This is a genomic window from Streptomyces racemochromogenes (genome assembly GCF_039535215.1).
Taxonomy (GTDB): domain Bacteria; phylum Actinomycetota; class Actinomycetes; order Streptomycetales; family Streptomycetaceae; genus Streptomyces; species Streptomyces racemochromogenes.
Genome location: NZ_BAAAWT010000001.1, coordinates 4,531,004 through 4,555,801 on the forward strand (window position 1 = coordinate 4,531,004; position 24,798 = coordinate 4,555,801).

Consider the following 24,798-nt stretch of genomic DNA (forward strand, 5'->3'; position numbering starts at 1 on the left):
GATGAAACGTACCCTCCCCACCCCCGCGCGGCACGCTTACGCTCGAAGGACCGCACCAGCAGGACCACCAGAAGGGCACCCCCCATGAGCACGCAGCCGCGCGGCCCCGTCGACTCCTCCCGCATCCCGCGCTACGCGGGCCCGGCGACCTTCGCCCGCCTGCCGCGCCTCGACGAGGTCGGCTCCGCCGACGTCGCCGTCGTCGGCGTGCCCTTCGACTCCGGCGTCTCCTACCGCCCCGGCGCCCGCTTCGGCGGCAACGCCATCCGCGAGGCCTCCCGCCTGCTGCGCCCGTACAACCCGGCCCAGGACGCCTCCCCGTTCGCCCTCGCGCAGGTCGCGGACGCCGGTGACATCGCGGTGAACCCCTTCAACATCAACGAGGCCGTCGAGACGGTCGAGGCCGCCGCGGACGAGCTCCTCTCCTCCGGCTCCCGCCTGATGACCCTCGGCGGCGACCACACCATCGCCCTCCCCCTGCTGCGCTCGGTCGCGAAGAAGCACGGCCCGGTCGCCCTGCTCCACTTCGACGCCCACCTCGACACCTGGGACACCTACTTCGGCGCCGAGTACACCCACGGCACCCCGTTCCGCCGCGCCGTCGAAGAGGGCATCCTCGACACCGAGGCGCTCTCCCACGTCGGTACCCGCGGCCCGCTGTACGGCAAGCAGGACCTCGACGACGACGCCAAGATGGGCTTCGGCATCGTCACCTCCGCCGACGTCTACCGCCGCGGCGCCGACGAGGTCGCCGACCAGCTGCGCCAGCGCATCGGCGACCGCCCGCTGTACATCTCCATCGACATCGACGTGCTCGACCCGGCCCACGCGCCCGGCACCGGCACGCCCGAGGCCGGCGGCATGACCTCCCGCGAGCTGCTGGAGATCATCCGCGGCCTGTCGTCCTGCAACCTGGTCTCGGCCGACGTCGTCGAGGTCGCCCCGGCGTACGATCACGCGGAGATCACCTCGGTCGCGGCCTCGCACACCGCGTACGAGCTGACCACGATCATGAGCCGTCAGATCGCCGCCTCCCGCCAGGGCTGAACCCCCGCTGCGGCGGCGAGGACGGTGCGGCAGCCGAGCACGAAGGGCACCCCACACCCGTGACGCACGACCACGACCTGGTACTCCGTCCCACCGAGGCCCAGACGGCGGCCGCCCTGGCCCCGCCGCCGGGCCGCACGGGCGGGGACCTGGTCGTGGAGACGCTGCGCGGGCTCGGCGCCACCACCGTCTTCGGCCTGCCGGGCCAGCACGCGCTGGGCCTCTTCGACGCCGTCGGCCGCTCCGACCTGCGCCTGGTCACCCTGCGCACGGAGAACAACGCCGGCTTCGCCGCCGACGCGTACGGGCGCCTCACCGGCGAGGCCGTGCCGCTGCTGCTCTCCACCGGGCCCGGGGCACTGATGTCCCTGCCCGCCCTCGCGGAGGCCGCGGCCGCCTCCGCGCCCGTCCTCGCGATCTCCTCCCAGGTCCCCACCGCGGGCCTGGGCGGGGGCCGCCGGGGCCACCTGCACGAGCTGCGGGACCAGTCGGCGTCCTTCCGCGACGTGGTGAAGTCCGTCCACACCGCCCGCACCCCCTCCCAGATCCCCTCCGTGATCGCCGAAGCCTGGGAGTCCGCGCTGAGCGCCCCCCACGGCCCGGTCTGGGTCGAGATCCCCGAGGACGTGCTGCGCGCCGGGACGCTGATCCCCGAGGTCACCGGCATGGACGCGACCCCGCACGAACTGGCCCCGCGCCCGGAGCTCACCGCACTGGCCGCGCACTGGCTCTCGAAGGCCTCCCGCCCCGTGATCATCGCGGGCGGCGGCGTGGTCCGCGCCGACGCCGCCGGCAAGCTCCGGCAGCTCGCGGAGCGCCTGAACGCCCCCGTCGTCACCACCTTCGGCGGCAAGGGCGCCTTCCCGTGGAACCACCCGCTCTCCCTGCGCTCCTGGCTGGAGGACCGCCACACGACGGACTTCCTGGAGGACGCGGACGTCCTCCTCGTCGTCGGCTCCGGCCTGGGCGAGCTGTCCTCGAACTACCACACGTTCTTCCCCACCGGCCGGGTCGTCCAGATCGAGGCGGACCTCGGCAAGCTGGAGTCCAACCACCCGGCCCTCGGCATCCACGCCGACGCCCGCCTCGCCCTCCAGGCCCTCCTGGAGACGGTCGAACCCCGTGAGGACGACGAGGCCCCCGAGCGGGTCCGCGCGCTCCTCGCCGCCGTCGAGGACCGCCTCGCCCCGCAGGACGTCACCCTCGAACGGGAACTCCTGGACTCCATCAGGCAGGCCCTGCCGCCCCGCTCACCGTCCTTCTGGGACATGACGATCCTGGCCTACTGGGCCTGGTCCGCGTTCGACCCGAAGCACCCCAACACCATGCACTCGGCACAGGGCGCGGGCGGCCTCGGCTACGCCTTCCCGGCGGCCCTGGGCGCGGCGGTCGCCGAACCCGGCGCCCCCGTCCTCGCGGTCTCCGGCGACGGCGGCGCCATGTACTCCCTCTCGGAGCTGGCCACCGCCAGGGAACACGACCTGGACGTCACCTGGCTGATCGTCGACGACGGCGGCTACGGCATCCTCCGCGAGTACATGACGGCCTCCTTCGACGGCCGCACCACGGCCACCGAACTGACCCGCCCGGACTTCACCGCCCTGGCGGCCTCCTTCGGCGTCCCGGCGTCCACCACCACCCCGGACACCCTCCGCGAGGACCTCACCCGGGCCCTGAAGACCCCGGGCCCCTCGGTCCTGGTCCTCCCGGCCACCCTCAAGATGTTCGCCCCGACCCACCTCTAGCCCGTGTATAGCCCGTCCGGGCGAAGTCGCCGAGCCCTCCCGGAACACCGGTGCGATTGTTGCAGCGGGATGAAATCCCCCGGTGGGGGCGTTGGGGGAGGCGGCAGGACAGGACCTACGGGGAGGCGACCACGTGACGGCGGCGCAGGCTGGGGAGACAGCGGCTGGTGAGAAGCGGGGCTGGGGCAGACGGCTGGCCGCCTACACCTGGCGGTACAAGGCCAACGTGCTCCTCGCGCTCGGCTCCTCGCTGGCGGGCATGGCCGTCATGGCACTCGTCCCCCTCGTCACCCGGGTCATCATCGACGACGTCATCGGCGACGAGAGCAGGCCCATGGGGCCCTGGGCCGGCCTGCTCCTGGGCGCCGCCCTGCTGGTCTACGTACTGACCTACATACGCAGGTACTACGGCGGCCGCCTCGCCCTCGACGTGCAGCACGACCTGCGCACCGACATGTACGACACCATCGCCCGCCTCGACGGGCGCCGGCAGGACGAACTGTCCACCGGACAGGTCGTCGGCCGGGCCACGAGTGACCTCCAGCTGATCCAGGGGCTGCTCTTCATGCTGCCCATGACCATCGGGAACTTCCTGCTCTTCGGGATATCCCTCGGCGTCATGCTGTGGCTCTCCCCGCTGCTGACCCTCGTCGCGCTGCTGATGGCCCCCGCCCTCTGGTTCATCGCCAAGCGCAGCCGCAGGAAGCTCTTCCCCGCCACCTGGTACGCCCAGCAGCAGGCCGCGGCCGTCGCCTCCGTCGTCGACGGCGCGGTGACCGGCGTACGCGTCGTCAAGGGCTTCGGGCAGGAGGAGCAGGAGACCGGCAAGCTGCGCGCGGCCGGCCGCCGGCTCTTCGGCGGGCGGATGCGCGCCATCCGCATGAACTCCCGCTACACCCCCGCCCTCCAGGCCGTCCCCGCCCTCGGACAGGTCGCCGTCCTGGCCCTCGGCGGCTGGATGGCCACCCGGGGACAGGTCACCCTCGGCACCTTCGTCGCCTTCTCCACCTACCTCGCCCAGCTCGTCGGCCCCGTGCGCATGCTCGCCATGGTGCTCACCGTCGCCCAGCAGGCCCGGGCCGGAGCGGAGCGGGTCTTCGAGCTGATCGACACCGAGCCCGACATCCGCGAGGGGACCGAGGAGCTCCCCGCCGACGCACCCGCCACCGTCGAGTTCGAGGACGTCCGCTTCGGGTACGAGCCCGGCCGCCCCGTCCTCGACGGGTTCTCCCTCGCCCTCGCCGAGGGCGAGACCGTGGCCCTCGTCGGCGCCTCCGGCAGCGGCAAGTCCACCGTCTCCCTGCTCCTGCCGCGCTTCTACGACGCCGACAGCGGCACCGTCCGCGTCGGCGGCCGTGACGTGCGCGATCTGACCTACGACTCGCTGCGCGGCGCCATCGGCCTGGTGCCCGAGGACTCCTTCCTCTTCTCCGACACCATCCGCGCCAACATCGCCTTCGGACGCCCCGGCGCCTCCGAGGAGGAGGTCCGGGCCGCCGCCCGCGCCGCCCAGGCGGAGGGCTTCATCGAAGCCCTCCCCGCCGGCTACGACACCAAGGTCGGCGAGCAGGGCCTGACCCTCTCCGGCGGCCAGCGCCAGCGCGTCGCGCTCGCCCGCGCCATCCTCACCGACCCCCGCCTGCTGCTCCTGGACGACGCCACCTCGGCCGTCGACGCCCGCGTCGAGCACGAGATCCACGAGGCGCTGCGGGCCGTCATGGCGGGCCGCACCACCCTGCTGATCGCCCACCGGCGCTCCACCCTCGCGCTCGCCGACCGGATCGCCGTCATGGAGCACGGGCGGCTCGCCGACATCGGCACGCACGAGGAGCTGGAGCGCCGCTCCCCGCTGTACCGGCGGCTGCTCACCGACCCGGAGGTCCTCGGCGCGCACTCGCCGCGGACCCCGGACGCGCCGGCCATGGCGGAGTTCGAGCGGGACCTGGAGAAGGACATCGAGCTCGAGGCGGAGATCGACTCCGAGCCGGTGAACGCCAAGCGGCGCGTGGCCGGCGTCACCCCCGAGCTGTGGCGCCGCGAGGAGCGGACCGAGGCCGAACCGGCTCCGGGCGCCACGCCCGAACTGCTGGCGCAGGTGGCCGCGCTGCCGGCCGCCGACGACGAGCCGGGTGTGGACGAGGCCCGGTCCGCGGCCGCCGAGGAGAGCTACGGCCTGCGCAGGCTGCTGGCCGGCTTCTGGGCCCCGCTCGCCGTCAGCCTGGGCCTGGTCGCCCTCGACGCGGGCACCGGGCTGCTGCTCCCCGTCCTGATCCGGCACGGCATCGACCAGGGCGTCGAGCAGGCCGCGCTGGGCGCGGTGTGGGCGGCGTCCCTGCTCGCCCTCGCCGTGGTCCTCGGCCAGTGGGCCGCGCAGTTCGCGGAGACCCGGATGACCGGGCGCACCGGCGAGCGCGTGCTCTACTCCCTGCGCGTCAAGATCTTCGCGCAGCTCCAGCGGCTCGGCCTGGACTACTACGAGCGCGAGCTCACCGGCAAGATCATGACCCGGATGACCACCGACGTGGACTCCCTGTCGAGCTTCCTGCAGACCGGGCTGGTCACCGCCGTCGTCTCCGTCCTGACCTTCTTCGGCATCCTGGTAGCCCTGCTGGTCCTCGACGTCGAACTCGCGCTGATCGTCTTCGCCACCCTGCCCGTGCTGGTCATCGGCACGGTCGTGTTCCGCCGCAAGTCGGTCGCCGCGTACGAGCTCGCCCGCGACCGGGTCAGCCTGGTCAACGCCGACCTCCAGGAGTCCGTGGCCGGCATCCGGCTGGTGCAGGCCTTCCGCCGGCAGGAGGCGGGCCGGGCCCGGTTCGCCGAGCGCAGCGACGCGTACCGCGAGGCGCGGGTGCGCGGCCAGTGGCTGATATCGGTCTACTTCCCCTTCGTGCAGCTGCTGTCCTCGGGCGCGGCGGCGGCCGTGCTGATCGTCGGCGCGGGCCGGGTCGAGGCGGCCACCCTCACCACGGGCGCGCTGGTGGCGTACCTGCTGTACATCGACCTGTTCTTCGCGCCGGTCCAGCAGCTGTCCCAGGTCTTCGACGGCTACCAGCAGGCCACCGTCTCCCTCGGCCGGATCCAGGACCTGCTGCGCGAGCCCACCACCACCCCGCGCCCGGCCGAGCCCCGCGAGGTCACCGCGCTGCGCGGGGAGATCGCCTTCGAGGGCGTGCGCTTCCGGTACGGCACCGCGGAGGAGCGCGGGAGCAAGGGCGAGGCGCTGGCCGGGATCAGCCTGCGGATACCCGCCGGGCAGACCGTCGCCTTCGTCGGTGAGACCGGGGCGGGCAAGTCCACGCTTGTCAAGATGGTGGCCCGGTTCTACGACCCGACCTCCGGCCGGGTCACCGCCGACGGCACCGACCTGAGGGAGCTGGACCTGACGGCGTACCGACACCGGCTGGGGGTCGTCCCCCAGGAGCCGTACCTCTTCCCGGGGACGGTCCGCGACGCCATCGCCTACGGGCGGCCCGGGGCGAGCGACGCCGAGGTGGAGGCCGCCGCCCGCGCGGTCGGCGCCCACGACATGATCGCCACCCTCGACGGCGGCTACCTGCACGCCGTCGCCGAGCGCGGCCGCAACCTCTCGGCGGGCCAGCGCCAGCTGATCGCGCTGGCCCGCGCCGAGCTGGTCGACCCGGACGTGCTGCTGCTCGACGAGGCCACGGCGGCCCTGGACCTGGCCACCGAGGCGCAGGTCAACCAGGCCACCGAACGCCTCGCGGGCAAGCGGACCACCCTCGTGGTGGCGCACCGGCTGACGACCGCGGCCCGGGCCGACCGGGTGGTGGTCATGGACCGGGGCCGGGTCGTCGAGGACGGCAGCCACGCGGAACTGCTGGCCCGCGGCGGGCGGTACGCGGTGCTGTGGCGGACCTTCGCCGGCGAGGACGAGGCGGCCGCCGCCGCGTAGCCGGCCGGCCGCCGCGGCCGCGGCCGCAGGAGGGCGCCCCCGGGATCAGAGCTCGCCGAAGAGCAGGTTCCCGGGGGCGTCCTCGTCGTCACCGGTGTAGTACTCGCGCACGGCGTCGAGGAGTTCGTCCACCGACAGGTACCCGTCGTGGTTCTTGTCGATCTTCGCGAAGAGAGTGTCCGCGTCGGCGGGCTCCAGCCGGGTGTCGAAGGCCAGCTGCGCCTTGTGGAACTCCTCGGGGCTGATGTGTCCGTCGCCGTTGGTGTCGGCGACCGTGAGGATGGCCTTCATCATCGGCCGGAAGGACTTCTCGTAGGCCGGGCCGCCGTCCTTGTACAGGCGGGTCATGCCGTCCCGGTACTGCGCCGGGGTCAGCTTCTGGTCCTGGCCGACGCCGAGCTCGTTGAAGAGGTCCACCCAGAAGTCGGTGAGCCCGCGGAACACCTCGGCCGCCTTGGGGGAGTCGGCGGGTTCCGACAGCGCCGTCAGCAGCCGCGACCCGAGCGCGATCATGTCCTTCTCGTCGATCACGCCGTTGTCGTCGGCGTCGAGGTGGGCGAACGCGCGCTCCAGCTTGCGGTCGAGCAGATCGGTCGTCATGTCGGCTGCCTTTCACGGCTACGGTGTGCATTCGGTCGATCGCCCAGGGTAGTGCAACCTTCCGGGTCGGCTGAGCGTCGTACGTGCGTACGTGTTACGTACGACCGATCGGGGGGACAGGATGAGGCAGGACCGCGGGCGTCGGGGACGGGCCGTGTCCCTGGGGGTGTTGGGGGGCGCGCTGTGGCTCGCGGTCGGGGGAGTCCTCGCGGCGCCCGCCGCGTCGGCGGCGACCGGCGGCTGTGCCGGCCAGCTGGTCAAGGCGATGCCGCTGCCCGGCGGCGAGGTGCGGGTGTTCAAGAGCCGGACCCAGGTCTGCGCGATGACCGTCGCCCTGCGGCCGGGGGAGCGCCGCCACATGGCCGTCAGCGTTCAGCCGCGCGGCGGGGTGCCGGTGGGCGATGCGGGGCAATTCACCCGCTACGCGGGCCCCGTCACCGTGGGCGCGATCAGCCGGTGTGTGTATGTAAGGGGCGAGATGGCGGCCGGATCCGTCGAATCTGGCTGGATCCTGTGCTGAGCCGGCGTCCCAACTGGGGCTGTTCACGGACGCGTTGATCCCGCTAGGTTCACGGGCGACCACAGTGAACTCAAGGGGAGGGTGAATGCGCAAGACGCTTGGCCGGATACTGCCCGTCGCGGTGCTGATCGGTGCCGCGGGCACGGCCGGTCTCACGGCTCAGACGGCCACCGCCGCAGAGCCGGCCGCCGCCACGCGGGCCACCGCGGGACAGGCATCCGCCGCGGACATCAAGGACCAGATCCTCGCGATCCCGGGCATGAGCCTGATCGAGGAGAAGCCGTACCCCGGCTACCGGTTCTTCGTACTGAACTACGAGCAGCCGGTCGACCACCGGCAGCCGTGGAAGGGCACCTTCAAGCAGCGCGTCACCCTGTTGCACAAGGACGTCTCCCGCCCCACGGTGTTCTTCACCTCGGGCTACAACGTCAACACCAACCCGCGCCGCGCGGAGCCGACGACCATCATCGACGGCAACCAGCTGTCCATGGAGTATCGATTCTTCAACCCGTCCCGCCCCGACCCGGCGGACTGGTCGAAGCTCGACATCTGGCAGGCGGCCAGCGACCAGCACCGCCTCTTCACCGCCCTGAAGAAGATCTACCCCAAGAACTGGCTGTCCACGGGCGCCAGCAAGGGCGGCATGACGGCGACGTACTTCGAGCGCTTCTACCCGCGCGACATGGACGGTGTCGTCGCCTACGTGGCGCCCAACGACGTCGTCAACAAGGAGGACTCGGCCTACGACCGGTTCTTCGGCAAGGTCGGCACCAAGGAGTGCCGCGACAAGCTGAACAACGTCCAGCGCGAGGCCCTGATCCGCCGCGAGCCGCTGGAGGCCAAGTACAAGGCCGCCGCGGCCGAGAACGGCTGGACCTTCAACACCGTCGGCAGCCTCGACAAGGCCTTCGAGGCCGTGGTCCTCGACTACACCTGGGCCTTCTGGCAGTACAGCCTGCTCGCCGACTGCGCCACGATCCCGGACGCCAAGACCGCCACCGACCAGCAGATCTGGGACACGGTCGACACGATCTCCGGCTTCTCGGCCTACGCCGACCAGGGCCTGGAGACGTACACGCCGTACTACTACCAGGCCGGCACGCAGCTCGGCTCGCCCGACATCAAGCAGCCCCACCTCAAGGGCCTGAGCCGCTACGGCTACCAGCCCCCGCGCAACTTCGTGCCGCGCGACATCCCCATGACCTTCCAGCCGGCGGCCATGGCGGACGTGGACAACTGGGTCCGCAACAACGCCCACCAGATGCTGTTCGTGTACGGGCAGAACGACCCGTGGGGCGCCGAGCCCTTCCACCTCGGGTACGGGACGCGCGACAGCTACGTGATGACCGCTCCGGGCGCCAACCACGGGGCCAACGTCGCCAAGCTCCAGGACGGCGAGAAGGCCCTCGCGACCGCGCGGATCCTCCAGTGGGCCGGCGTCGCCCCCGCGGCCGACGTGTTCCGCACCGACGGCGCCGCCGCCCCGCAGGCGGTGGCCCCGCTCGCCGCACCGGACCCGGTGCTCGACCAGACCGACCTGCGCCGCGACTCGCTGCGCCGGTAGGGGTCCCCGACGGGCTGTCGTACGGGGGCGCGCCTCAGTACGACAGCCCGTGGCCCAGCGGGTAGCGGCCCGGGACGGGCACCGGGAGCCGGCCCGACGGCCGGCTCGCGCCCGTCAGCACCCGGGCCGCCGCCCGCATCTCCACGTCCGTCCACGTGTACGTGGCCACCTCGGCGGCGCACCGGGGCAGGCGCGCCGGGTCGTACGGGTTGCGGACCGCGAGCAGCACCACCGGGACGCCCGTCGCGACCAGCTCCGCCACCAGCGCGCGTTGCGGACTCTCGCCCTCCGGGACGTTGTACGTGCACACCAGCACCGCCGCGTGCCCCGGCGCGGCCGCCGCCGCCCGCTCGGGCGGCAGGGCCTGCGCCCGGCACCCCAGGGCGGTCAGCTCCCGCGCCAGGACCGCCGTCGGGGGGCCCGTGGTGCCGGTGGGGGAGACCGGGTCGGTGCCGGTGACCAGCAGCTTCGGCCCGGCCGACGCGTCCAGCGGCAGCAGCCCGCGCGGATTGGCCAGCAGCGTCGTCGTACCCGCCGCGACCGCGTCGGCGGCCGCCAGGTGCCCGCCCGTCCCCACCGCCGCGTCCACCGCCGCGTCGGAGGTGTACGGGTCCTCGAACAGGCCCCGGCGGGCCTTCAGCTCCAGGACCCGCAGCACCGACTCCTCGACCCGGCCGCGCGACAGCTCGCCCGACTCCACCGCCGCCCGCACCGCGCGCTGCGCGAGGCCCAGGTCCGGCGCGTTCAGCAGCAGGTCGCAGCCCGCCTTCAGGGCCAGCACCGGGACCCGGTCGTCCCCGTACTTCTGCCGGACCCCCGCCATGTCGAGGGCGTCGGTGACCACCACCCCGCGGAAGCCCAGCTGTTCGCGCAGCAGGCCGGTCACGATGGGCCGCGAGAGGGTCGCCGGGTCCCCCGAGGGGTCGAGGGCGGGGAAGACGATGTGCGCCGTCATGATCACGTCCACGCCCGCGCGCACCGCCGCCCGGAACGGCGGCGCGTCCAGCTCCTCCCACTGGGCGCGGGAGTGCCGCATCACCGGCAGCCCGACGTGGCTGTCGGTCTCGGTGTCCCCGTGTCCCGGGAAGTGCTTCGCCGCCGCCGCCACCCCCGCCCCCTGGTAGCCGCGCACCTGGGCCGCGGCCAGGGCCGCGACGGCGGACGGGTCGGAGCCGAAGGAGCGCACGCCGATCACCGGGTTGGCCGGGTTCACGTTCACGTCGGCCACCGGAGCCCAGTCCTGCCGGATGCCCAGCGCCGCCAGCTCCGTCCCCGCCACCCGGGCCGCCCGCAGGGCCCCCTCGGCGGAGCCCGCCGCGCCCAGCGCCATCGCCCCCGGCAGCAGGGTCGCGGGCCGGCCGATCCGGGCGACGGCCCCGTGCTCCTGGTCCACCGACAGCAGCAGCGGGATCCCCGCCCCCGAGTCCGCGGCGGCCCGCTGGAGCCCGTTGGACAGGGCGGCGATCTGGTGCGGGTCACGCGTGTTGTGGGCCCACGCGAAGTAGACGACCCCGCCCAGGTGGTAGCGGGCCACCAGCTCGGCGGCGGTGCGCACCCCGAAGTGCTTCAGGTTCAGCTCGGCGTCCGCCGGGTCGGGGTCCGTCGCCGAATGCCCGTAGGCCCGGGACACGAACAGCTGCCCCACCAGCTCGGGCAGCCCGAGCCCGGAGACCAGCGCGCGCAGCCGCTCCCGGTCCGGGCCGCGCCCCGGCGGCCCGCCGGGGGCCCGGGAGTCGTCCGGGGTCCCGGGAGCGGCGGTGGAGGCCGTGGAGGCGGCCCCGGCGGCTCCGGCGGCCGTGACGGCGGCCATCGCGGCGGCGGCGAGCAGGGCCCGGCGGGAGGCGTGGTTCGGCACCCGTGGGACCCTACTGCCGTACCCGGCGCCACGCCTGACGGACACTCGGGAATGGCCCGTTAGGGACGCTCCCGCGCCGCCGTCCAGTGGCCCTGGAGGGTGCGCACGGTCTCGGTGATCGCGGGCCGGCGGGCCGCTCCCGTCCGCCACAGGGCGTACAGCCTGCGCACCGGCCCGGGCTCCAGCCGTACGGCCACCGCGCCCGGCGGCAGCGCCCCGGTACCCAGCCGGGGAACGACCGCCACCCCGAGGCCGGCCGCGACCAGCGCGACGATCGTGTGGTTCTCCTCGGCGGTGTGCGCGATGTCGGGCTCGAACCCCGCCGTGCGCATGGTCCGCACCAGCCAGTCGTGGCACACCCGCCCGGGCGGCTGGCACACCCACCGCTGGCCCCCCAGGTCCGTCCGGCGCACCGCCCGCCGGGTGGTGAAGGGGTGTCCGGCCGGGACCACCAGATCGCAGGGGTCGTCGCCGATGACGGCCTGCTCCACGCCCTCGGGGGCGGGCAGCGGGGCGATGTCCCAGTCGTGGGCCACCGCCAGGTCGGTGACGCCCCGGGCGACCAGGTCCACCGACAGGTGGGGGTCGACCTCCGTGAGGCGTACGTCCAGCGCGGGATGGCGTCGCGCCAGCTCGGCCAGCACCCCCGGCAGCAGGCCGCGCGCCGCCGACGCGAAGGCCGCCACCGTCAGCAGGCCGCTCGGCCGGCCGCGCCGCTCCTCCAGGGTGGTCTCGGCGCGCTCCACGATCGCCAGCAGCTCACGGGCGGTGTCGGCCAGGTGGCGGGCCTCCTCGGTGAGCGCGACCCCCCGCCCGCGCCGCTCCAGGAGCGTCGTGCGGGTCTCCCGCTCCAGCTTGGCGATCTGCTGCGAGACCGCGGAGGGGGTGTAGCCGAGGGCGGCCGCCGCGCCCGCGACCGAACCGTGGACTGAGACGGCGTGCAGGGCGCGCAGCCGGGACAGGTCGAGCATCCGCCAATCGTAAGCACTGCTTCATCCATCCCGGTAGGGATCCGCGCTGGTGCTACATGATCCGGGCGTCGATGCTCGGAGCATGCGTCCCGTACACACCGCACTCGCCGTACTCGTCGCCGCCGTCTGGGGCTTCAACTTCGTCGTCATCGAGATCGGCCTCGGCCACTTCCCGCCCCTGCTCCTGTCCGCGCTGCGCTTCCTCGTGGCCGCGCTGCCCGCCGTGTTCTTCGTGGGGCGCCCCAAGGTCGCCTGGAAGTGGGTCCTCGGGGTCGGCGCCGCCCTCGGCATCGCCAAGTTCGGGCTGCTGTTCACGGGCATGGCGGCCGGCATGCCGGCCGGGCTGTCCTCGCTCGTGCTCCAGGTCCAGGCCGTCTTCACCGCCGCCCTGGCCGCCGTCGTGCTGCGCGAGCGGCCCGGCCGGGTGCGGCTGCTGGGCATGGCCGTGGCGCTGGCGGGGATCGCGGTGGCCGCCGTCGACCGGGGCCTGTCCGGGCCCGTCACCGGCTTCGTCCTGGTCGTCGCGGCCGCCGCCTGCTGGGGCGTGTCCAACGTGCTCACCCGCAAGGCCGCCCCGCCCGACGCGCTGAACTTCATGGTGTGGGTGTGCACCGTCCCGGTGGTCCCGCTGTTCGGGCTCTCGCTGCTGCTGGAGGGACCCGGCCGGGACCTGGCCGCGCTGCGCGCCCTGGACTGGTCCGGCGTGGCCGTCATCGGCTACGTCGCCTGGGTGTCCACGGTGTTCGGCTTCGGCGCCTGGGGCTACCTGCTGCGCCGCTACCCGGCCTCGTCCGTGGCGCCGTTCTCGCTGCTGGTGCCGGTGTTCGGGATGTCCTCGGCCGCGCTGGTGCTCGGCGAGGGGATCTCGGGGCCGCGCTGGGTGGCGGCGGTGCTGCTGGTCGGCGGGGTGGGCCTGACCTCGCTGGCCCCCGCGCGCGCGAAGACCCGTACGGGCCCGGTCAGCGCGGGGGGTCCTCGCGCAGCGGCAGCCGCCAGTCCTGCCCCGTGAGGGAGACCCCGTACGAGCGGTGCGGGCGCTCGGCGACCAGGGTGAAGCCGGCCCGCTCGTAGAGCGAACGGGCCGCGGTCAGCACGTCGTTGGTCCACAGCACCAGCTCGCGGTAACCGGCCGAACGGGCGAAGGCGACGACGGCGGCGATGAGCAGGGTGCCCACCCCGAGGCCGCGCCCGGCGGGGTCCACGAGCAGCAGCCGCAGCCGGGCCGTGCCGGGCGAGCCGTCCTCGCGCACGCACATCACCGAGCCGACCGGCTCGCCCTCGTACTCCGCGATCCAGACCCGCTCCCGGTGGGGGTCGTGGTCCTCGGCGAAGTCCGCGACGATCCGCGCCACCAGCCCCTCGAACTCCTGGTTCCAGCCGTACTCGGCGGCGTACAGCGCGCCGTGGCGCTGCACGATCCAGCCCAGCTCACCGGGCCCCGGTTCCCGCAGCCGCACCGCCGCGGCGGAAGTCTCCATGGCTGCCGAGGATAGCGCGGGGCCGACGGGCGGGACGTGGCTACTTCCTGCCGCCCAGGATCTGTCCCAGCAGGTCGCCGAGGCCGGGACCGTCGGAGGCCGCGGCGCCCGGGGCGGCGGCACCCGGGGCCCCGGCGGTGGCGGAGCCCCTGCCCGCGGCGCGCTTGGCGAAGACGGCCATCACCACGGGGATCAGCAGCTCGATGACGCGCATGACCGTCGGCGCGGGGATGCCGGTCTTCTTCGAGACGGCGTTGGCCACCGGCCTGCTCACCTTGGAGAGCACCCCGGCCATCATCCCGCCGCCGAGCAGGCCGCCGAGGCCGCCGCCGAGGGTGGCCACGCCCTGGAGCGGGGGCTCGGACACCTCCGCGAAGGCCTGGCGGACCTCGTCGTCGCCGGCGTCGGCCTTCTCCTGGAGACCGCCGGTCATCGCCCCGACGGTCTGGGAGACGGTCGCGCGGGCGTCGTCGGTGTCGGTGCCGAGCAGGGTGGCGATCTCCTGGAGCCTGTCCTCGCCCAGTTCGCCCAGTACGTCGTCCTCGAAGGAAGAGTCGCTCATGCCGGAAACGCTACGTGTGCGGTGATTTCACGGCACCTCGGAGTACTCCCCGGGTGGCTGAACGTAATGGAAAGGTAAAGCTGTGATTCCGCATGCAACCCTCCGGGCGCCACGCGGGTCGTATGGAACGTCGGGACTTCCGGGTGGGGATCCGGGGGGATCGGGAAGTCCGACGAGGGAGGGGTAACCGTGAGGGGGTCCGGCCGCGAGGCCGGACCCCCTTTCGTTCGTCCACAGGCCCCGGCGCCCTGTCGGCGGCGGACTGTAGCTTCGTGCCATGGTGAACAACGGGGCGGTGCAACCGGCAGTCGTCGAGGGGGTGCTGGAGCGCATCACCTACGCCAACGAGGAGAGCGGCTACACGGTCGCCCGGGTCGACACCGGCCGCGGCGCGGGGGACCTGCTGACCGTCGTCGGCTCGCTGCTCGGCGCGCAGCCCGGCGAGTCCCTGCGCATGGAGGGCCGCTGGGGCTCGCACCCCCAGTACGGCAGGCAGTTCACCGTCGAGAACTACTCGACGATCCTGCCCGCCACCATCCAGGGCATCCGCCGCTACCTCGGCTCCGGCCTCATCAAGGGCATCGGCCCGAGGATCGCCGACCGCATCGTCGAACACTTCGGCCTCGACACCCTCGACGTCATCGAGGCCGAGCCGAAGCGGCTGATCGAGGTCCCCGGCCTCGGCCCCAAGCGGACGAAGCTGATCGGCGCCGCGTGGGAGGAGCAGAAGGCCATCAAGGAGGTCATGGTCTTCCTCCAGGGCGTCGGCGTCTCCACCTCCATCGCGGTCCGCATCTACAAGAAGTACGGGGACGCCTCCATCTCGGTGGTCAAGAACCAGCCGTACCGGCTCGCCGCCGACGTCTGGGGCATCGGCTTCCTCACCGCCGACCGCATCGCCCAGGCCGTCGGCATCCCGCACGACAGCCCCGAGCGGGTCAGGGCCGGCCTCCAGTACGCCCTGTCCCAGTCCACCGACCAGGGGCACTGCTTCCTCCCCGAGGAGCGCCTCATCGCCGACGGCGTGAAGCTGCTCCAGGTGGACACCGGGCTGGTCATCGAGTGCCTGGCCGAGCTCGCCGCCGATCCGGAGGGCGTCGTGCGGGAGCCCGTGCCCGACCCCCAGGGCGGCCCCGATCCCCTCACCGCGGTCTACCTGGTCCCCTTCCACCGGGCGGAGCTCTCGCTGGTCGGCCAGGTCCGCCGGCTGCTGAACGCCGAGGAGGACCGGATGCCCGGCTTCCAGGACGTGGACTGGGACAAGGCCCTCGGCTGGCTCGCCGGCCGTACCGGGGCCAGCCTCGCCCCCGAGCAGCGGGACGCGGTCAGGCTGGCCCTCACCCGCCGGGTGGCGGTGCTCACGGGCGGGCCCGGCTGCGGCAAGTCCTTCACCGTGCGCTCCATCGTGGAGCTGGCCCGGGCCAAGAAGGCCAAGGTGGTGCTCGCCGCCCCCACGGGCCGCGCCGCGAAGCGGCTGTCCGAGCTGACCGGGGCCGAGGCCTCCACCGTGCACCGGCTGCTGGAGCTCAAGCCCGGCGGGGACGCGGCGTACGACCGGGACCGGCCGCTGGACGCCGACCTGGTCGTGGTCGACGAGGCCTCGATGCTGGACCTGCTGCTGGCGAACAAGCTGGTCAAGGCGGTGGCGCCGGGAGCGCACCTGCTGCTGGTCGGCGACGTGGACCAGCTGCCCTCGGTCGGCGCCGGCGAGGTCCTGCGGGACCTGCTGGCGCAGGGCGGGCCGGTGCCGGCCGTCCGGCTGACCCGGATCTTCCGCCAGGCGCAGCAGTCGGGCGTCGTCACCAACGCGCACCGCATCAACACCGGGGTGCCGCCCATCACCGACGGCCTGCCGGACTTCTTCCTCTTCCCGGAGGAGGACACGGAGGCGGCCGGGCTCCTCGCCGTGGACGTGGCCGCCCGCCGGATCCCCGCCCGGTTCGGACTCGACCCGCGCCGGGACGTCCAGGTCCTGGCCCCCATGCACCGGGGCCCGGCCGGCGCGGGGAACCTCAACGGCCTGCTCCAGCAGGCGATCACCCCGGCCCGGCCGGGCCTGCCCGAGAAGCGGTTCGGCGGCCGGGTCTTCCGGGTGGGCGACAAGGTCACCCAGATCCGCAACAACTACGAGAAGGGCGCCAACGGCGTCTTCAACGGCACCGTCGGCGTGGTCACCGCTCTGGACCCGGACGAGCAGCGCTTGACGGTGCGTACAGAGGAGGACGAGGAGGTGGGGTACGAATTCGCCGAGCTGGACGAGCTGGCGCACGCGTACGCCGTCACCATCCACCGCTCCCAGGGGAGTGAATATCCGGCGGTCGTGATCCCCGTCACCACCGGGGCCTGGATGATGCTCCAGCGGAACCTGCTGTACACGGCCGTGACCAGGGCGAAGAAACTGGTCGTCCTGGTCGGGTCCCGCAAGGCCCTGGGGCAGGCGGTGCGTACCGTTTCCGCAGGCAGGAGGTACACGGCGGTGGCCGCGCGGCTCGCCGGCCGGGTCTCGGTGGGAAACATCACCTAGATGATCGATCATTTGGGGTTCCGACAACAGGCGGGGAGGGGGCAGGATGAGCAGGTTGAAGGCACTCAGTGCCGTCAAAGAGACCAAAGGCCGACCCCGAGTGCACTCTCCTGCGCCAAATGGGGGAAGGTAGAGGCAGTCAGGGCACCTCGAAGAAGAGGCACTACGTCGGTGAGGGATGACGTGAGCGACAACTCTGTAGTACTCCGGTACGCGGACGGTGAATACACCTACCCGGTGGTCGAAAGCACCGTCGGTGACCAGGGCTTCGACATCTCGAAGCTCCGGGCCCAGACCGGGCTCGTCACGCTGGACAGTGGCTACGGCAACACCGCCGCCTACAAGTCGGCGATCACCTACCTCGACGGTGAGCAGGGCATCCTGCGCTACCGCGGCTACCCGATCGAGCAGCTGGCGGAGCGCTCGACCTTCATCGAGGTCGCCTACCTGCTGATCAACGGTGAGCTGCCGACGGTCGACCAGCTCGCGTCGTTCCGCAACGAGATCACCCAGCACACGCTGCTGCACGAGGACGTGAAGCGGTTCTACGACGGCTTCCCGCGCGACGCCCACCCGATGGCCATGCTGTCGTCCGTGGTCAGCGCGCTGTCGACGTTCTACCAGGACAGCCACAACCCGTTCGACGAGAAGCAGCGCCACCTCTCGACGATCCGTCTGCTGGCCAAGCTCCCGACGATCGCCGCGTACGCGTACAAGAAGTCGGTCGGCCACCCGGTGGTCTACCCGCGCAACGACCTCGGCTACGTCGAGAACTTCCTGCGCATGACCTTCTCCGTGCCGGCCCAGGAGTACGACCTGGACCCGGTCGTGGTCTCCGCGCTCGACAAGCTGCTGATCCTGCACGCGGACCACGAGCAGAACTGCTCGACCTCCACCGTGCGCCTGGTCGGCTCCTCGCAGGCGAACATGTTCGCCTCGATCTCCGCCGGCATCTCGGCCCTGTGGGGCCCGCTGCACGGTGGCGCCAACCAGTCCGTCCTGGAGATGCTCGAGGGCATCAAGAACGACGGCGGCGACGTCGACGCCTTCATCCGCAAGGTGAAGAACAAGGAAGACGGCGTCCGCCTCATGGGCTTCGGGCACCGCGTCTACAAGAGCTTCGACCCCCGGGCGAAGATCATCAAGGCGGCGGCGCACGACGTCCTCTCGGCGCTCGGCAAGAGCGACGAGCTGCTGGACATCGCGCTCAAGCTGGAAGAGCACGCGCTGGCCGACGAGTACTTCGTCGCCCGCAACCTCTACCCGAACGTGGACTTCTACACCGGTCTGATCTACCGGGCCATGGGCTTCCCGACCGAGATGTTCACCGTGCTCTTCGCGCTCGGCCGCCTTCCCGGCTGGATCGCGCAGTGGCACGAGATGATCAAGGAGCCCGGCTCCCGCATCGGCCGCCCGCGCCAGATCTACACCGGCGAGGTCCTGCGCGAGTTCGTCCCGGTCGAGGCCCGCTAGGTCCTCCCGGCCGCTCCGGTTCGCGGAAAGCGCCCCGCCGTCGATCCCCCCACGGGTCGACGGTCGGGGCGCTTCCCTTTTCCCCGGCGGCGGATTCCCCCCACGGGATCCGCGCCGGGGCGTCGGTGGGTGCCGGGACCCGTTCGGGTCGGGTGGGCCGCTCAAAGCTTCCCGAGGGCACGCGTCCCGGCCGGCGGATGCCCGGAAGCCCCCCCAAGGACCTCCGTGAAACGTCCCCCAAGACGTTTTCCGGCATCGCCCCATTAGACCCGTGACCACCCCGGATGGTTACGTTGCCATCACTGTGATCTGCGTCTCCAGTGAAGGACCTGTGGAGGGAACGGGGAGGAGGTCCTCTAGCGGAACGAGCGCAGCCGCAGGCTGTTGGTGACCACGAAGACCGACGAGAACGCCATCGCGGCCCCCGCGATCATCGGGTTCAGCAGCCCCGCGGCGGCCAGCGGGAGCGCCGCCACGTTGTAGCCGAAGGCCCAGAACAGGTTGCCCTTGATGGTGGCCAGGGTCCGCCGGGAGAGCCGGATCGCGTCCGCCGCCACCCGCAGGTCACCGCGTACGAGGGTCAGGTCGGCGGCCTCGATGGCCGCGTCGGTGCCGGTGCCCATGGCGAGGCCCAGGTCGGCCCGGGCGAGCGCGGCCGCGTCGTTGACACCGTCGCCGACCATGGCGACCGTGCGGCCCTCGGCCTGGAGCCGGCGGACCGCGTCCACCTTGTCCTGCGGGAGCACCTCCGCGATCACCTCGTCGATGCCCACCTCCCGCGCCACCGCCTCGGCCACGGCCCTGTTGTCGCCGGTCAGCAGCACCGGGGTGAGGCCGAGGGCCCGCAACCGGGCCACGGCCTCGGCGCTGGTCCCCTTGACGGCGTCGGTCACGGTCAGCGCCCCGCGGGCCGCGCCGTCCCAGGCGGCCAGCACCACGGTGGCGCCGGCGGCCTCGGCGGCTTCCCTGGCCGCGGCGAGCGGGGCGGGCAGGGTGATGCCGTGGTCCCTGAGCAGCCGCTCGCGCCCCACCAGGACCTCGTGCCCCTCGACCGTGCCCCGGACGCCCAGGCCGGCGAGGTTCTCGAACGAGCCGGGCGCGGGCAGTTCCCCGGCCCGCTCGGCGGCACCGGCGGCGACCGCCCGGGCCACCGGGTGCTCGGAGGCGTGTTCCAGGGCGCCGGCGAGCCGCAGCAGTTCCCCCTCGTCCACGCCCTCGGCCGCGTGCACCCCGGTGAGGGTCATCCGGCCGGTGGTGACCGTCCCGGTCTTGTCGAGCACGACGGTGTCCACCCGCCGGGTGGACTCCAGCACCTCCGGCCCCTTGATCAGGATGCCCAGCTGCGCGCCCCGGCCGGTGCCGACCATCAGCGCGGTCGGCGTGGCCAGGCCCAGGGCGCAGGGGCAGGCGATGATCAGGACGGCCACGGCGGCGGTGAACGCGGCGGTGGGGTCGTCGGTGAGCAGCAGCCACACGACCCAGGTGCCGAGCGCGAGGAGCAGGACGACGGGCACGAAGACGGCGGAGATCCGGTCGGCGAGCCTCTGCACCTCGGCCTTGCCGTTCTGGGCCTCCTCGACCATGCGGGCCATCCGGGCGAGCTGGGTGTCGGCCCCGACCCGGGTGGCCTCGACGACGAGCCGCCCGGAGGTGTTCACGGTGGCGCCGGTGACGGCGTCCCCGGGGGTGACGTCGACCGGGACGGACTCCCCGGTCAGCATGGAGGCGTCCACGGCGGAGGAGCCCTCGACGACGGTGCCGTCGGTGGCGATCTTCTCGCCGGGCCGGACCACGAACCTGTCCCCGGCCGCGAGCGCGCCGACGGGGATCCGCACCTCGCGGCCGTCGCGCAGGACGGCCACGTCCCTGGCGCCCAGCTCCATCAGCGCACGCAGCGCCGCGCCCGCCTTCCGCTTGGAGCGGGCCTCCAGGTAGCGGCCGAGCAGGATGAAGGTCACGACGCCCGCCGCGACCTCCAGGTAGAGGGCGGAGGAGCCGTCCGTCCGCCCGGCGGTGAGGTCGAAGCCGTGCCGCATGCCGGGCATGCCGGCGTGGCCGAGGAACAGCGCCCACAGCGACCAGGCGTAGGCCGCCAGCGTGCCGACCGAGACCAGGGTGTCCATGGTCGCGGCGCCGTGCCGGAGGTTGGTCCAGGCGGCCCGGTGGAAGGGCAGGGCGCCCCACACCACGACGGGTGAGGCGAGGGTGAGGCAGAGCCACTGCCAGTTGTCGAACTGGAGGGCCGGGACCATCGAGAGCAGGACCACCGGCAGGGCCAGGACGGCGGACACCAGCAGCCGCTGCCGTGCCGCCGCGAGTTCGGGGTCGCGTACGGCGGCGGTGTCCCCGGGCTCCGCTTCCGCTTCCGGTTCGGGACGTGGCGGCGGGGGTTCCTCGGCGGTGTAGCCCGTCCTGACCACGGTCGCGATCAGGTCGGCCACCTGGACCGCTCCGCCGTAGGAGACCCGGGCCTTCTCGGTGGCGTAGTTGACGGTGGCGCTGACGCCGTCCATCCGGTTGAGCTTCTTCTCGATGCGGGCCGCGCAGGAGGCGCAGGTCATCCCGCCGATCGTCAGTTCGACCTCGGAGGCGGGGGCCTCCGTTATGGGCCCGTCGTGCACTGTGCTCATGTTCCCGCTCCAGGGGGAGGGCCGGGCCGTACGGTCCAGTATGAGCTGGCGGGTGCGGCCCGGCGGGTACTGCCGTGCGAGGGGTGCCGGGGCCTGGCTCAGGCCGCCACGCCGGCGAGCTCGTACCCGGCCTCGTCCACGGCGGCGCGCACGTCCTCCTCGGAGAGCGGGGCCTGGGACTCGACGGTGACCTCGCCGGTGGCGGCGACGGCCTTGACCGAGGTCACGCCGGGAAGGGCGGTGAGCTCGGCGGTCACCGCGCCCTCGCAGTGCCCGCAGGTCATCCCGGTGACCTTGTACACGGTTACCGTCACGGCGGTCATGTCGTTCTCCTCTGTCGGGGGGACGTCTGTCTCTCCCAGTCTATACCCCTAGGGGGTATTGAGCGGGAATTGGGCGCGCGTCCACCCCCCATCATGGCCACCACGGTGCGCCCGCCGCCGGATCACTCCTCGCGGCGGCCCCGGTTGCCGGGGCGGCGCGAGACCCAGGTCCGGATGGTGTCGGCGTACCAGTAGGGCTTGCCGCCCTCCACGTGGTCGGGGGCGGGCAGCAGTCCGTGCTTGCGGTAGGAGCGCACGGTGTCCGGCTGGACCCGGATATGGGCGGCGATCTCCTTGTAGGACCACAGCTGTCGGTCGCTCATCCACGCCACCTCCTGGTCCACGGCGCGGGGCCGGCCGGGAGGCCGTCGGGGGAGCCGGCGCGTGGACACTGACGATCACTCGGGTTGTGCCCGGAGAACGACGCTCGGTGAGGGCGGGGGAGGGTCTGTGAACTCCCTGTGACGGAAAACCCGCGTAGTACGGACATGTGTGACACGACGGCGACTCCCGTGACGTAAGTGACACAGGAGCCCTCCCCCCCGTGGTGGGCCCGGCCGGGCCCCGGCGGGGCTCCCGGGCCCGACCCCGCGCGCTCAGCGGGCGTACAGCCGCGGCCGCTCCGCCAGCCGCACCGGGGTCCGTACGCCGCTGCGCGCCGCTGCCAGCCCGGCCTCCGACACGGCGGCGGCCGCGTACCCGTCCCAGGCGTCGGGGCCGTCCACCCGGCCCCGCGCGGCCGCCGCCACCCAGCGCCGCACCTGCCGGTCGTAGGCGTCGGCGAAGCGCGTGGTGAAGTCCTGGGTGATCTCCCCGCCCCAGCGGCCGCCCGACTGGACGACCATCGCGTGCCCGTCACCGATCCGGGCACTGCCCGACTCGCCGACGGCCTCGCACTGCACCTGGTAGCCGAACCCGCAGTTCACGAAGATCTCCACGTCCACCACCACCCCGCCCGAGGTCTCCAGCAGCACCAGCCGCGGATCGCGCAGCCCCTCGGGCGCGGCCGAGGACGGCGTCGGGGACAGCACCGTCACCGCCGTCACCTCCTGGCCCAGCAGCCAGCGGGCCGCGTCCACCTCGTGCACCACCGAGTCGCTGATCAGCATGTCGCTGGTGAAGAAGGACGGCGAGGCGGCGTTGCGGTGGCGGCAGTGCAGGAAGAGCGGCCGGCCGATCCCGCCCGCGTCCAGCAGCTCCTTGAGCCGCTCGTACTCGGCGTCGAAGCGCCGCATGAACCCCACCTGCACCAGCCGCCGGCCGAGCCTGCGCTCCGCCTCCAGCACCCGCAGGGCCCCCTCCGGATCCGGCGTCAGCGGCTTCTCGCAGAGCACCGGCAACTCCCGCCCCAGGGCGTGCAGAATCGCTTCCTCGTGGGCCGGTCCCGGCGAGGCGATCAGTACGGCGTCCACCCCCGGCGCCGCCACCGCCGCGGCCGGATCGGTGTACGCGCCCGCCCCGTCCAGGCCCGCCGCGACCTCCTTGACCCGGTCCCCGTCCGGGTCGGCCAGGGCCACCACCCGCGCCCCGCCCACCGCCTCGCCGATCCGGCGGACGTGGTCGGCGCCCATCTTCCCGGTGCCGATGACGGCGATGCCGAGCGTGCTCATGTCTGTCCTCCAGGGGTTCGGGGTCGTCAACGGGCGCCGCAGGAGCGCAGATAGGCACGGGTGCGCCGGGCGATCGGCAGCGGACGCTCCGGCGGACACGGGTACATGTCCTGCTCCACGATCGCGAACAGCTCCACCCCGAGCCGCTGCGCCGCCGCCAGCACCGGCTCCAGCGCGGGCACCCCGGACGGCGGCTCACACATCACCCCGCGCGCCACCGCCGGGCCGAACGGCGTCCCCTGCGCCCGCACTTCGGCGAGGACCCGCGGGTCGACCTGCTTCAGGTGCAGGTAGCCGATCCGCTCGCCGAACGTCTCGATCGCCTCGACGCTGTCCCCGCCGCAGTACGCGTAGTGCCCCGTGTCCAGGCACAGGGAGACCAGTGCCGGATCGGTGGCGTCCAGGAACCGGGCCACGTTCTGCGGGGTGTCGATGTGCGTGTCCGCGTGCGGGTGGACCACGATCCGCAGCCCGTACCGCTCCCGCACCTCCCGGCCCAGGCGCTCGGTCTGGGACGTCAGCTCACGCCATTGGGCGGGGCTCAGGACCGGGTCCTCCAGCATCCCGCCGGTCTTGTCGTCGCGCCAGAAGGCCGGGATCACGACGAGGTGCTCCGCCCCCGTGTCCCGGGCCAGCGCGGCGATCCGCGACACGTGCGCCCAGGTCTGCTCCCAGACGCCGGGGCCGTGATGGAGTCCGGTGAAGACGGTGCCCGCGGACACCCGCAGCCCGCGCTTGGCGGTCTCGTCGGCGAGCCGGACCGGATCGGTGGGCAGATACCCGTACGGGCCCAGCTCGATCCACTCGTACCCGGCGTCCGCGACCTCGTCGAGGAACCGTTCCCAGGGGGTCTGCAGGGGATCCTCCGGAAACCAGACACCCCAGGAGTCCGGAGCCGAACCGACACGGATACGGGTCAACGCGGGTGGGGAGGAGGTCATGACGGCCACCTTAGGTGCGGGCTTGGGCGAAGAGGGAGGACGAGTGGGAGAACGCGTGGGAGCAGAACCGGCTGTGCAGACGTCGGACGGACGGGCCGTCCACGACCTGATCACGATGGGGCGGATCGGGGTGGATCTCTACCCGCTCAAGACCGGCGTACCGCTGGCCGAGGCCGACACCTTCGGCAAGTTCCTCGGCGGCTCGCCGGCCAACGTCGCCGTCGCGGCCGCCCGGCTGGGACGGCGCACGGCCGTCATCACCCGCACCGGGGCCGACCCCTTCGGCGCGTACCTGCGCGCCGAGCTGCGGGCGTTCGGGGTCGACGACCGGTGGGTGACGGAGGTCGCCGCCCACCCGACACCCGTCACCTTCTGCGAGGTCTTCCCGCCCGACCACTTCCCCCTCTACTTCTACCGGCTCCCGAAGGCGCCCGACCTGGAGATCGCCCCGGACGAGATCGACCGGACGGCGGTGCGGGCGGCGCGCGTCTTCTGGATGACGGGCACGGGCCTGAGCGCCGAACCGAGCCGCGCCGCGACCCTGGCCGCGCTGGAGGCCCGCTCGAAGTCCGGGCCCACGGTCTTCGACCTCGACTGGAGGCCGACGCTGTGGGACGGCCCGCCGCAGCCCTGGTACGAGCGGGCCCTCGGGCTGGCGACGGTGGCCGTCGGCAACACCGAGGAGTGCGAGGTGGCCACCGGCCGCCGCGAGCCGTACGCCGCCGCGGAGGCGCTGCTCGCGGCCGGGGTGGAGCTGGCCGTGGTCAAACGGGGGCCGCGGGGCGTCCTCGCGGTCCACCGCGACGGGACGGCGGTGGAGGTGCCGCCGGTGGAGGTGGAGGTCGTCAACGGGCTCGGCGCCGGGGACGCCTTCGGGGGCGCCCTGTGCCACGGGCTGCTGGCCGGCTGGGACCTGGAGCGGGTGCTGCGGTACGCCAACGCCGCCGGGGCGATCGTGGCCTCGCGGCTGGCGTGCTCGTCGGCGATGCCGTTCCCGCACGAGGTGGAGGAGGTGCTGGGACGTGCCGGTGCGGTCTGA

The 24,798-nt window shown here is 73.2% G+C and carries 18 protein-coding genes and 1 pseudogene; 9 read left to right on the forward strand and 10 right to left on the reverse strand.

The genetic code is table 11. The annotated features are described in order from the left end of the window. Window positions 1–84: 84 nt before the first annotated feature. The 3 genes from speB to ABD973_RS20935 all read left to right on the forward strand — a co-directional run bounded on the left by speB (window position 85) and on the right by ABD973_RS20935 (window position 6,708). On the forward strand, window positions 85–1,047 hold the full coding sequence (speB, locus tag ABD973_RS20925; protein ID WP_125595322.1) for an agmatinase: 963 nt from the start codon (window positions 85–87) through the stop codon (window positions 1,045–1,047). Window positions 1,048–1,106: 59 nt separating this feature from the next. Further along, the gene (locus ABD973_RS20930) at window positions 1,107–2,792 is read left to right on the forward strand and encodes a thiamine pyrophosphate-binding protein (protein ID WP_345501446.1); all 1,686 of its coding nucleotides are present in this window, start codon (window positions 1,107–1,109) and stop codon (window positions 2,790–2,792) included. Window positions 2,793–2,925: 133 nt separating this feature from the next. Then, a complete protein-coding gene (locus ABD973_RS20935; protein WP_345501448.1) occupies window positions 2,926–6,708 on the forward strand; it encodes an ABC transporter ATP-binding protein in 3,783 nt (1,260 codons plus the stop codon). Between the two features lie 45 nt (window positions 6,709–6,753). Here the strand turns inward: ABD973_RS20935 and ABD973_RS20940 are convergent, their stop codons facing one another. Further along, window positions 6,754–7,308 (reverse strand): EF-hand domain-containing protein, encoded by a 555-nt coding sequence (locus ABD973_RS20940; protein ID WP_125595325.1) that lies wholly within the window; start codon window positions 7,306–7,308, stop codon window positions 6,754–6,756. 154 nt (window positions 7,309–7,462) lie between these two features. Here ABD973_RS20940 and ABD973_RS20945 point away from each other — a divergent pair, with 154 nt between their 5' ends. Both ABD973_RS20945 and ABD973_RS20950 read left to right on the forward strand, forming a co-directional pair. Further along, window positions 7,463–7,828 carry a hypothetical protein gene (locus tag ABD973_RS20945; protein ID WP_125821180.1) on the forward strand — a complete coding sequence of 122 codons (366 nt, stop codon included), beginning with the start codon at window positions 7,463–7,465 and terminating at the stop codon, window positions 7,826–7,828. Window positions 7,829–7,913: 85 nt separating this feature from the next. Continuing rightward, on the forward strand, window positions 7,914–9,392 hold the full coding sequence (locus ABD973_RS20950; RefSeq protein WP_125821179.1) for an alpha/beta hydrolase family protein: 1,479 nt from the start codon (window positions 7,914–7,916) through the stop codon (window positions 9,390–9,392). Window positions 9,393–9,426: 34 nt separating this feature from the next. Here ABD973_RS20950 and ABD973_RS20955 read toward each other — a convergent pair whose 3' ends face one another. After that, a complete protein-coding gene (locus tag ABD973_RS20955; protein ID WP_206436519.1) occupies window positions 9,427–11,247 on the reverse strand; it encodes a glycoside hydrolase family 3 protein in 1,821 nt (606 codons plus the stop codon). A gap of 59 nt (window positions 11,248–11,306) precedes the next feature. Beyond that, the gene (locus ABD973_RS20960) at window positions 11,307–12,218 is read right to left on the reverse strand and encodes a LysR family transcriptional regulator (RefSeq protein WP_125595329.1); all 912 of its coding nucleotides are present in this window, start codon (window positions 12,216–12,218) and stop codon (window positions 11,307–11,309) included. An 82-nt stretch (window positions 12,219–12,300) separates the two neighbouring features. On the opposite strand from ABD973_RS20960, the gene ABD973_RS20965 reads away from it, so the two are divergent. Continuing rightward, window positions 12,301–13,227 (forward strand): EamA family transporter, encoded by a 927-nt coding sequence (locus ABD973_RS20965; protein WP_125821178.1) that lies wholly within the window; start codon window positions 12,301–12,303, stop codon window positions 13,225–13,227. On the opposite strand, the pseudogene ABD973_RS20970 reads toward ABD973_RS20965, so the two are convergent. Next, window positions 13,178–13,675, reverse strand: a pseudogene (locus ABD973_RS20970) (GNAT family N-acetyltransferase); the annotation flags it as partial. The gene ABD973_RS20965 and the pseudogene ABD973_RS20970 overlap by 50 nt on opposite strands. Window positions 13,676–13,736: 61 nt before the next feature. Continuing rightward, window positions 13,737–14,258, reverse strand: a complete 522-nt coding sequence (locus ABD973_RS20975; protein WP_125821176.1) for a DUF937 domain-containing protein — start codon at window positions 14,256–14,258, stop codon at window positions 13,737–13,739. Between the two features lie 277 nt (window positions 14,259–14,535). Between ABD973_RS20975 and recD2 the strand changes: the two genes are divergently transcribed. Together recD2 and ABD973_RS20985 are read left to right on the forward strand one after the other, a co-directional pair. Continuing rightward, entirely contained in the window at window positions 14,536–16,782 is a 2,247-nt protein-coding gene (gene recD2, locus ABD973_RS20980; protein WP_125821175.1) for an SF1B family DNA helicase RecD2, read from the forward strand. 183 nt (window positions 16,783–16,965) lie between these two features. Beyond that, window positions 16,966–18,255 carry a citrate synthase gene (locus ABD973_RS20985; RefSeq protein ID WP_007264147.1) on the forward strand — a complete coding sequence of 430 codons (1,290 nt, stop codon included), beginning with the start codon at window positions 16,966–16,968 and terminating at the stop codon, window positions 18,253–18,255. 356 nt (window positions 18,256–18,611) lie between these two features. Here ABD973_RS20985 and ABD973_RS20990 read toward each other — a convergent pair whose 3' ends face one another. From ABD973_RS20990 to ABD973_RS21010, 5 genes are all read right to left on the reverse strand, one after another. After that, the gene (locus ABD973_RS20990; protein WP_345501460.1) at window positions 18,612–20,885 is read right to left on the reverse strand and encodes a heavy metal translocating P-type ATPase; all 2,274 of its coding nucleotides are present in this window, start codon (window positions 20,883–20,885) and stop codon (window positions 18,612–18,614) included. A 98-nt stretch (window positions 20,886–20,983) separates the two neighbouring features. Continuing rightward, on the reverse strand, window positions 20,984–21,208 hold the full coding sequence (locus ABD973_RS20995; protein ID WP_125821173.1) for a heavy-metal-associated domain-containing protein: 225 nt from the start codon (window positions 21,206–21,208) through the stop codon (window positions 20,984–20,986). 122 nt (window positions 21,209–21,330) lie between these two features. Beyond that, entirely contained in the window at window positions 21,331–21,531 is a 201-nt protein-coding gene (locus ABD973_RS21000; protein ID WP_042800909.1) for a helix-turn-helix transcriptional regulator, read from the reverse strand. 273 nt (window positions 21,532–21,804) lie between these two features. Beyond that, window positions 21,805–22,818, reverse strand: coding sequence for a Gfo/Idh/MocA family protein (locus ABD973_RS21005; RefSeq protein ID WP_125821172.1), 1,014 nt, complete (start codon window positions 22,816–22,818; stop codon window positions 21,805–21,807). A gap of 26 nt (window positions 22,819–22,844) precedes the next feature. Continuing rightward, on the reverse strand, window positions 22,845–23,759 hold the full coding sequence (locus tag ABD973_RS21010; RefSeq protein ID WP_345501463.1) for a sugar phosphate isomerase/epimerase family protein: 915 nt from the start codon (window positions 23,757–23,759) through the stop codon (window positions 22,845–22,847). Between the two features lie 115 nt (window positions 23,760–23,874). Here ABD973_RS21010 and iolC point away from each other — a divergent pair, with 115 nt between their 5' ends. Further along, complete coding sequence (iolC, locus tag ABD973_RS21015) at window positions 23,875–24,798, forward strand: 5-dehydro-2-deoxygluconokinase (RefSeq protein ID WP_345504675.1); 924 nt, start codon at window positions 23,875–23,877, stop codon at window positions 24,796–24,798.

Coding starts and splice junctions, on each gene's coding strand:
- ABD973_RS20975 (WP_125821176.1), bottom strand. CDS start 14,258: ATGAGCGACTCTTCCTTCGAGGACGACGTACTGGGCGAACTGGGCGAG.
- ABD973_RS20995 (WP_125821173.1), bottom strand. CDS start 21,208: ATGACCGCCGTGACGGTAACCGTGTACAAGGTCACCGGGATGACCTGC.
- ABD973_RS21005 (WP_125821172.1), bottom strand. CDS start 22,818: ATGAGCACGCTCGGCATCGCCGTCATCGGCACCGGGAAGATGGGCGCC.
- ABD973_RS21000 (WP_042800909.1), bottom strand. CDS start 21,531: ATGAGCGACCGACAGCTGTGGTCCTACAAGGAGATCGCCGCCCATATC.
- ABD973_RS20965 (WP_125821178.1), top strand. CDS start 12,301: ATGCGTCCCGTACACACCGCACTCGCCGTACTCGTCGCCGCCGTCTGG.
- ABD973_RS20960 (WP_125595329.1), bottom strand. CDS start 12,218: ATGCTCGACCTGTCCCGGCTGCGCGCCCTGCACGCCGTCTCAGTCCAC.
- speB (WP_125595322.1), top strand. CDS start 85: ATGAGCACGCAGCCGCGCGGCCCCGTCGACTCCTCCCGCATCCCGCGC.
- ABD973_RS21010 (WP_345501463.1), bottom strand. CDS start 23,759: ATGACCTCCTCCCCACCCGCGTTGACCCGTATCCGTGTCGGTTCGGCT.
- recD2 (WP_125821175.1), top strand. CDS start 14,536: ATGGTGAACAACGGGGCGGTGCAACCGGCAGTCGTCGAGGGGGTGCTG.
- ABD973_RS20990 (WP_345501460.1), bottom strand. CDS start 20,885: ATGAGCACAGTGCACGACGGGCCCATAACGGAGGCCCCCGCCTCCGAG.
- iolC (WP_345504675.1), top strand. CDS start 23,875: ATGGGGCGGATCGGGGTGGATCTCTACCCGCTCAAGACCGGCGTACCG.
- ABD973_RS20940 (WP_125595325.1), bottom strand. CDS start 7,308: ATGACGACCGATCTGCTCGACCGCAAGCTGGAGCGCGCGTTCGCCCAC.
- ABD973_RS20950 (WP_125821179.1), top strand. CDS start 7,914: ATGCGCAAGACGCTTGGCCGGATACTGCCCGTCGCGGTGCTGATCGGT.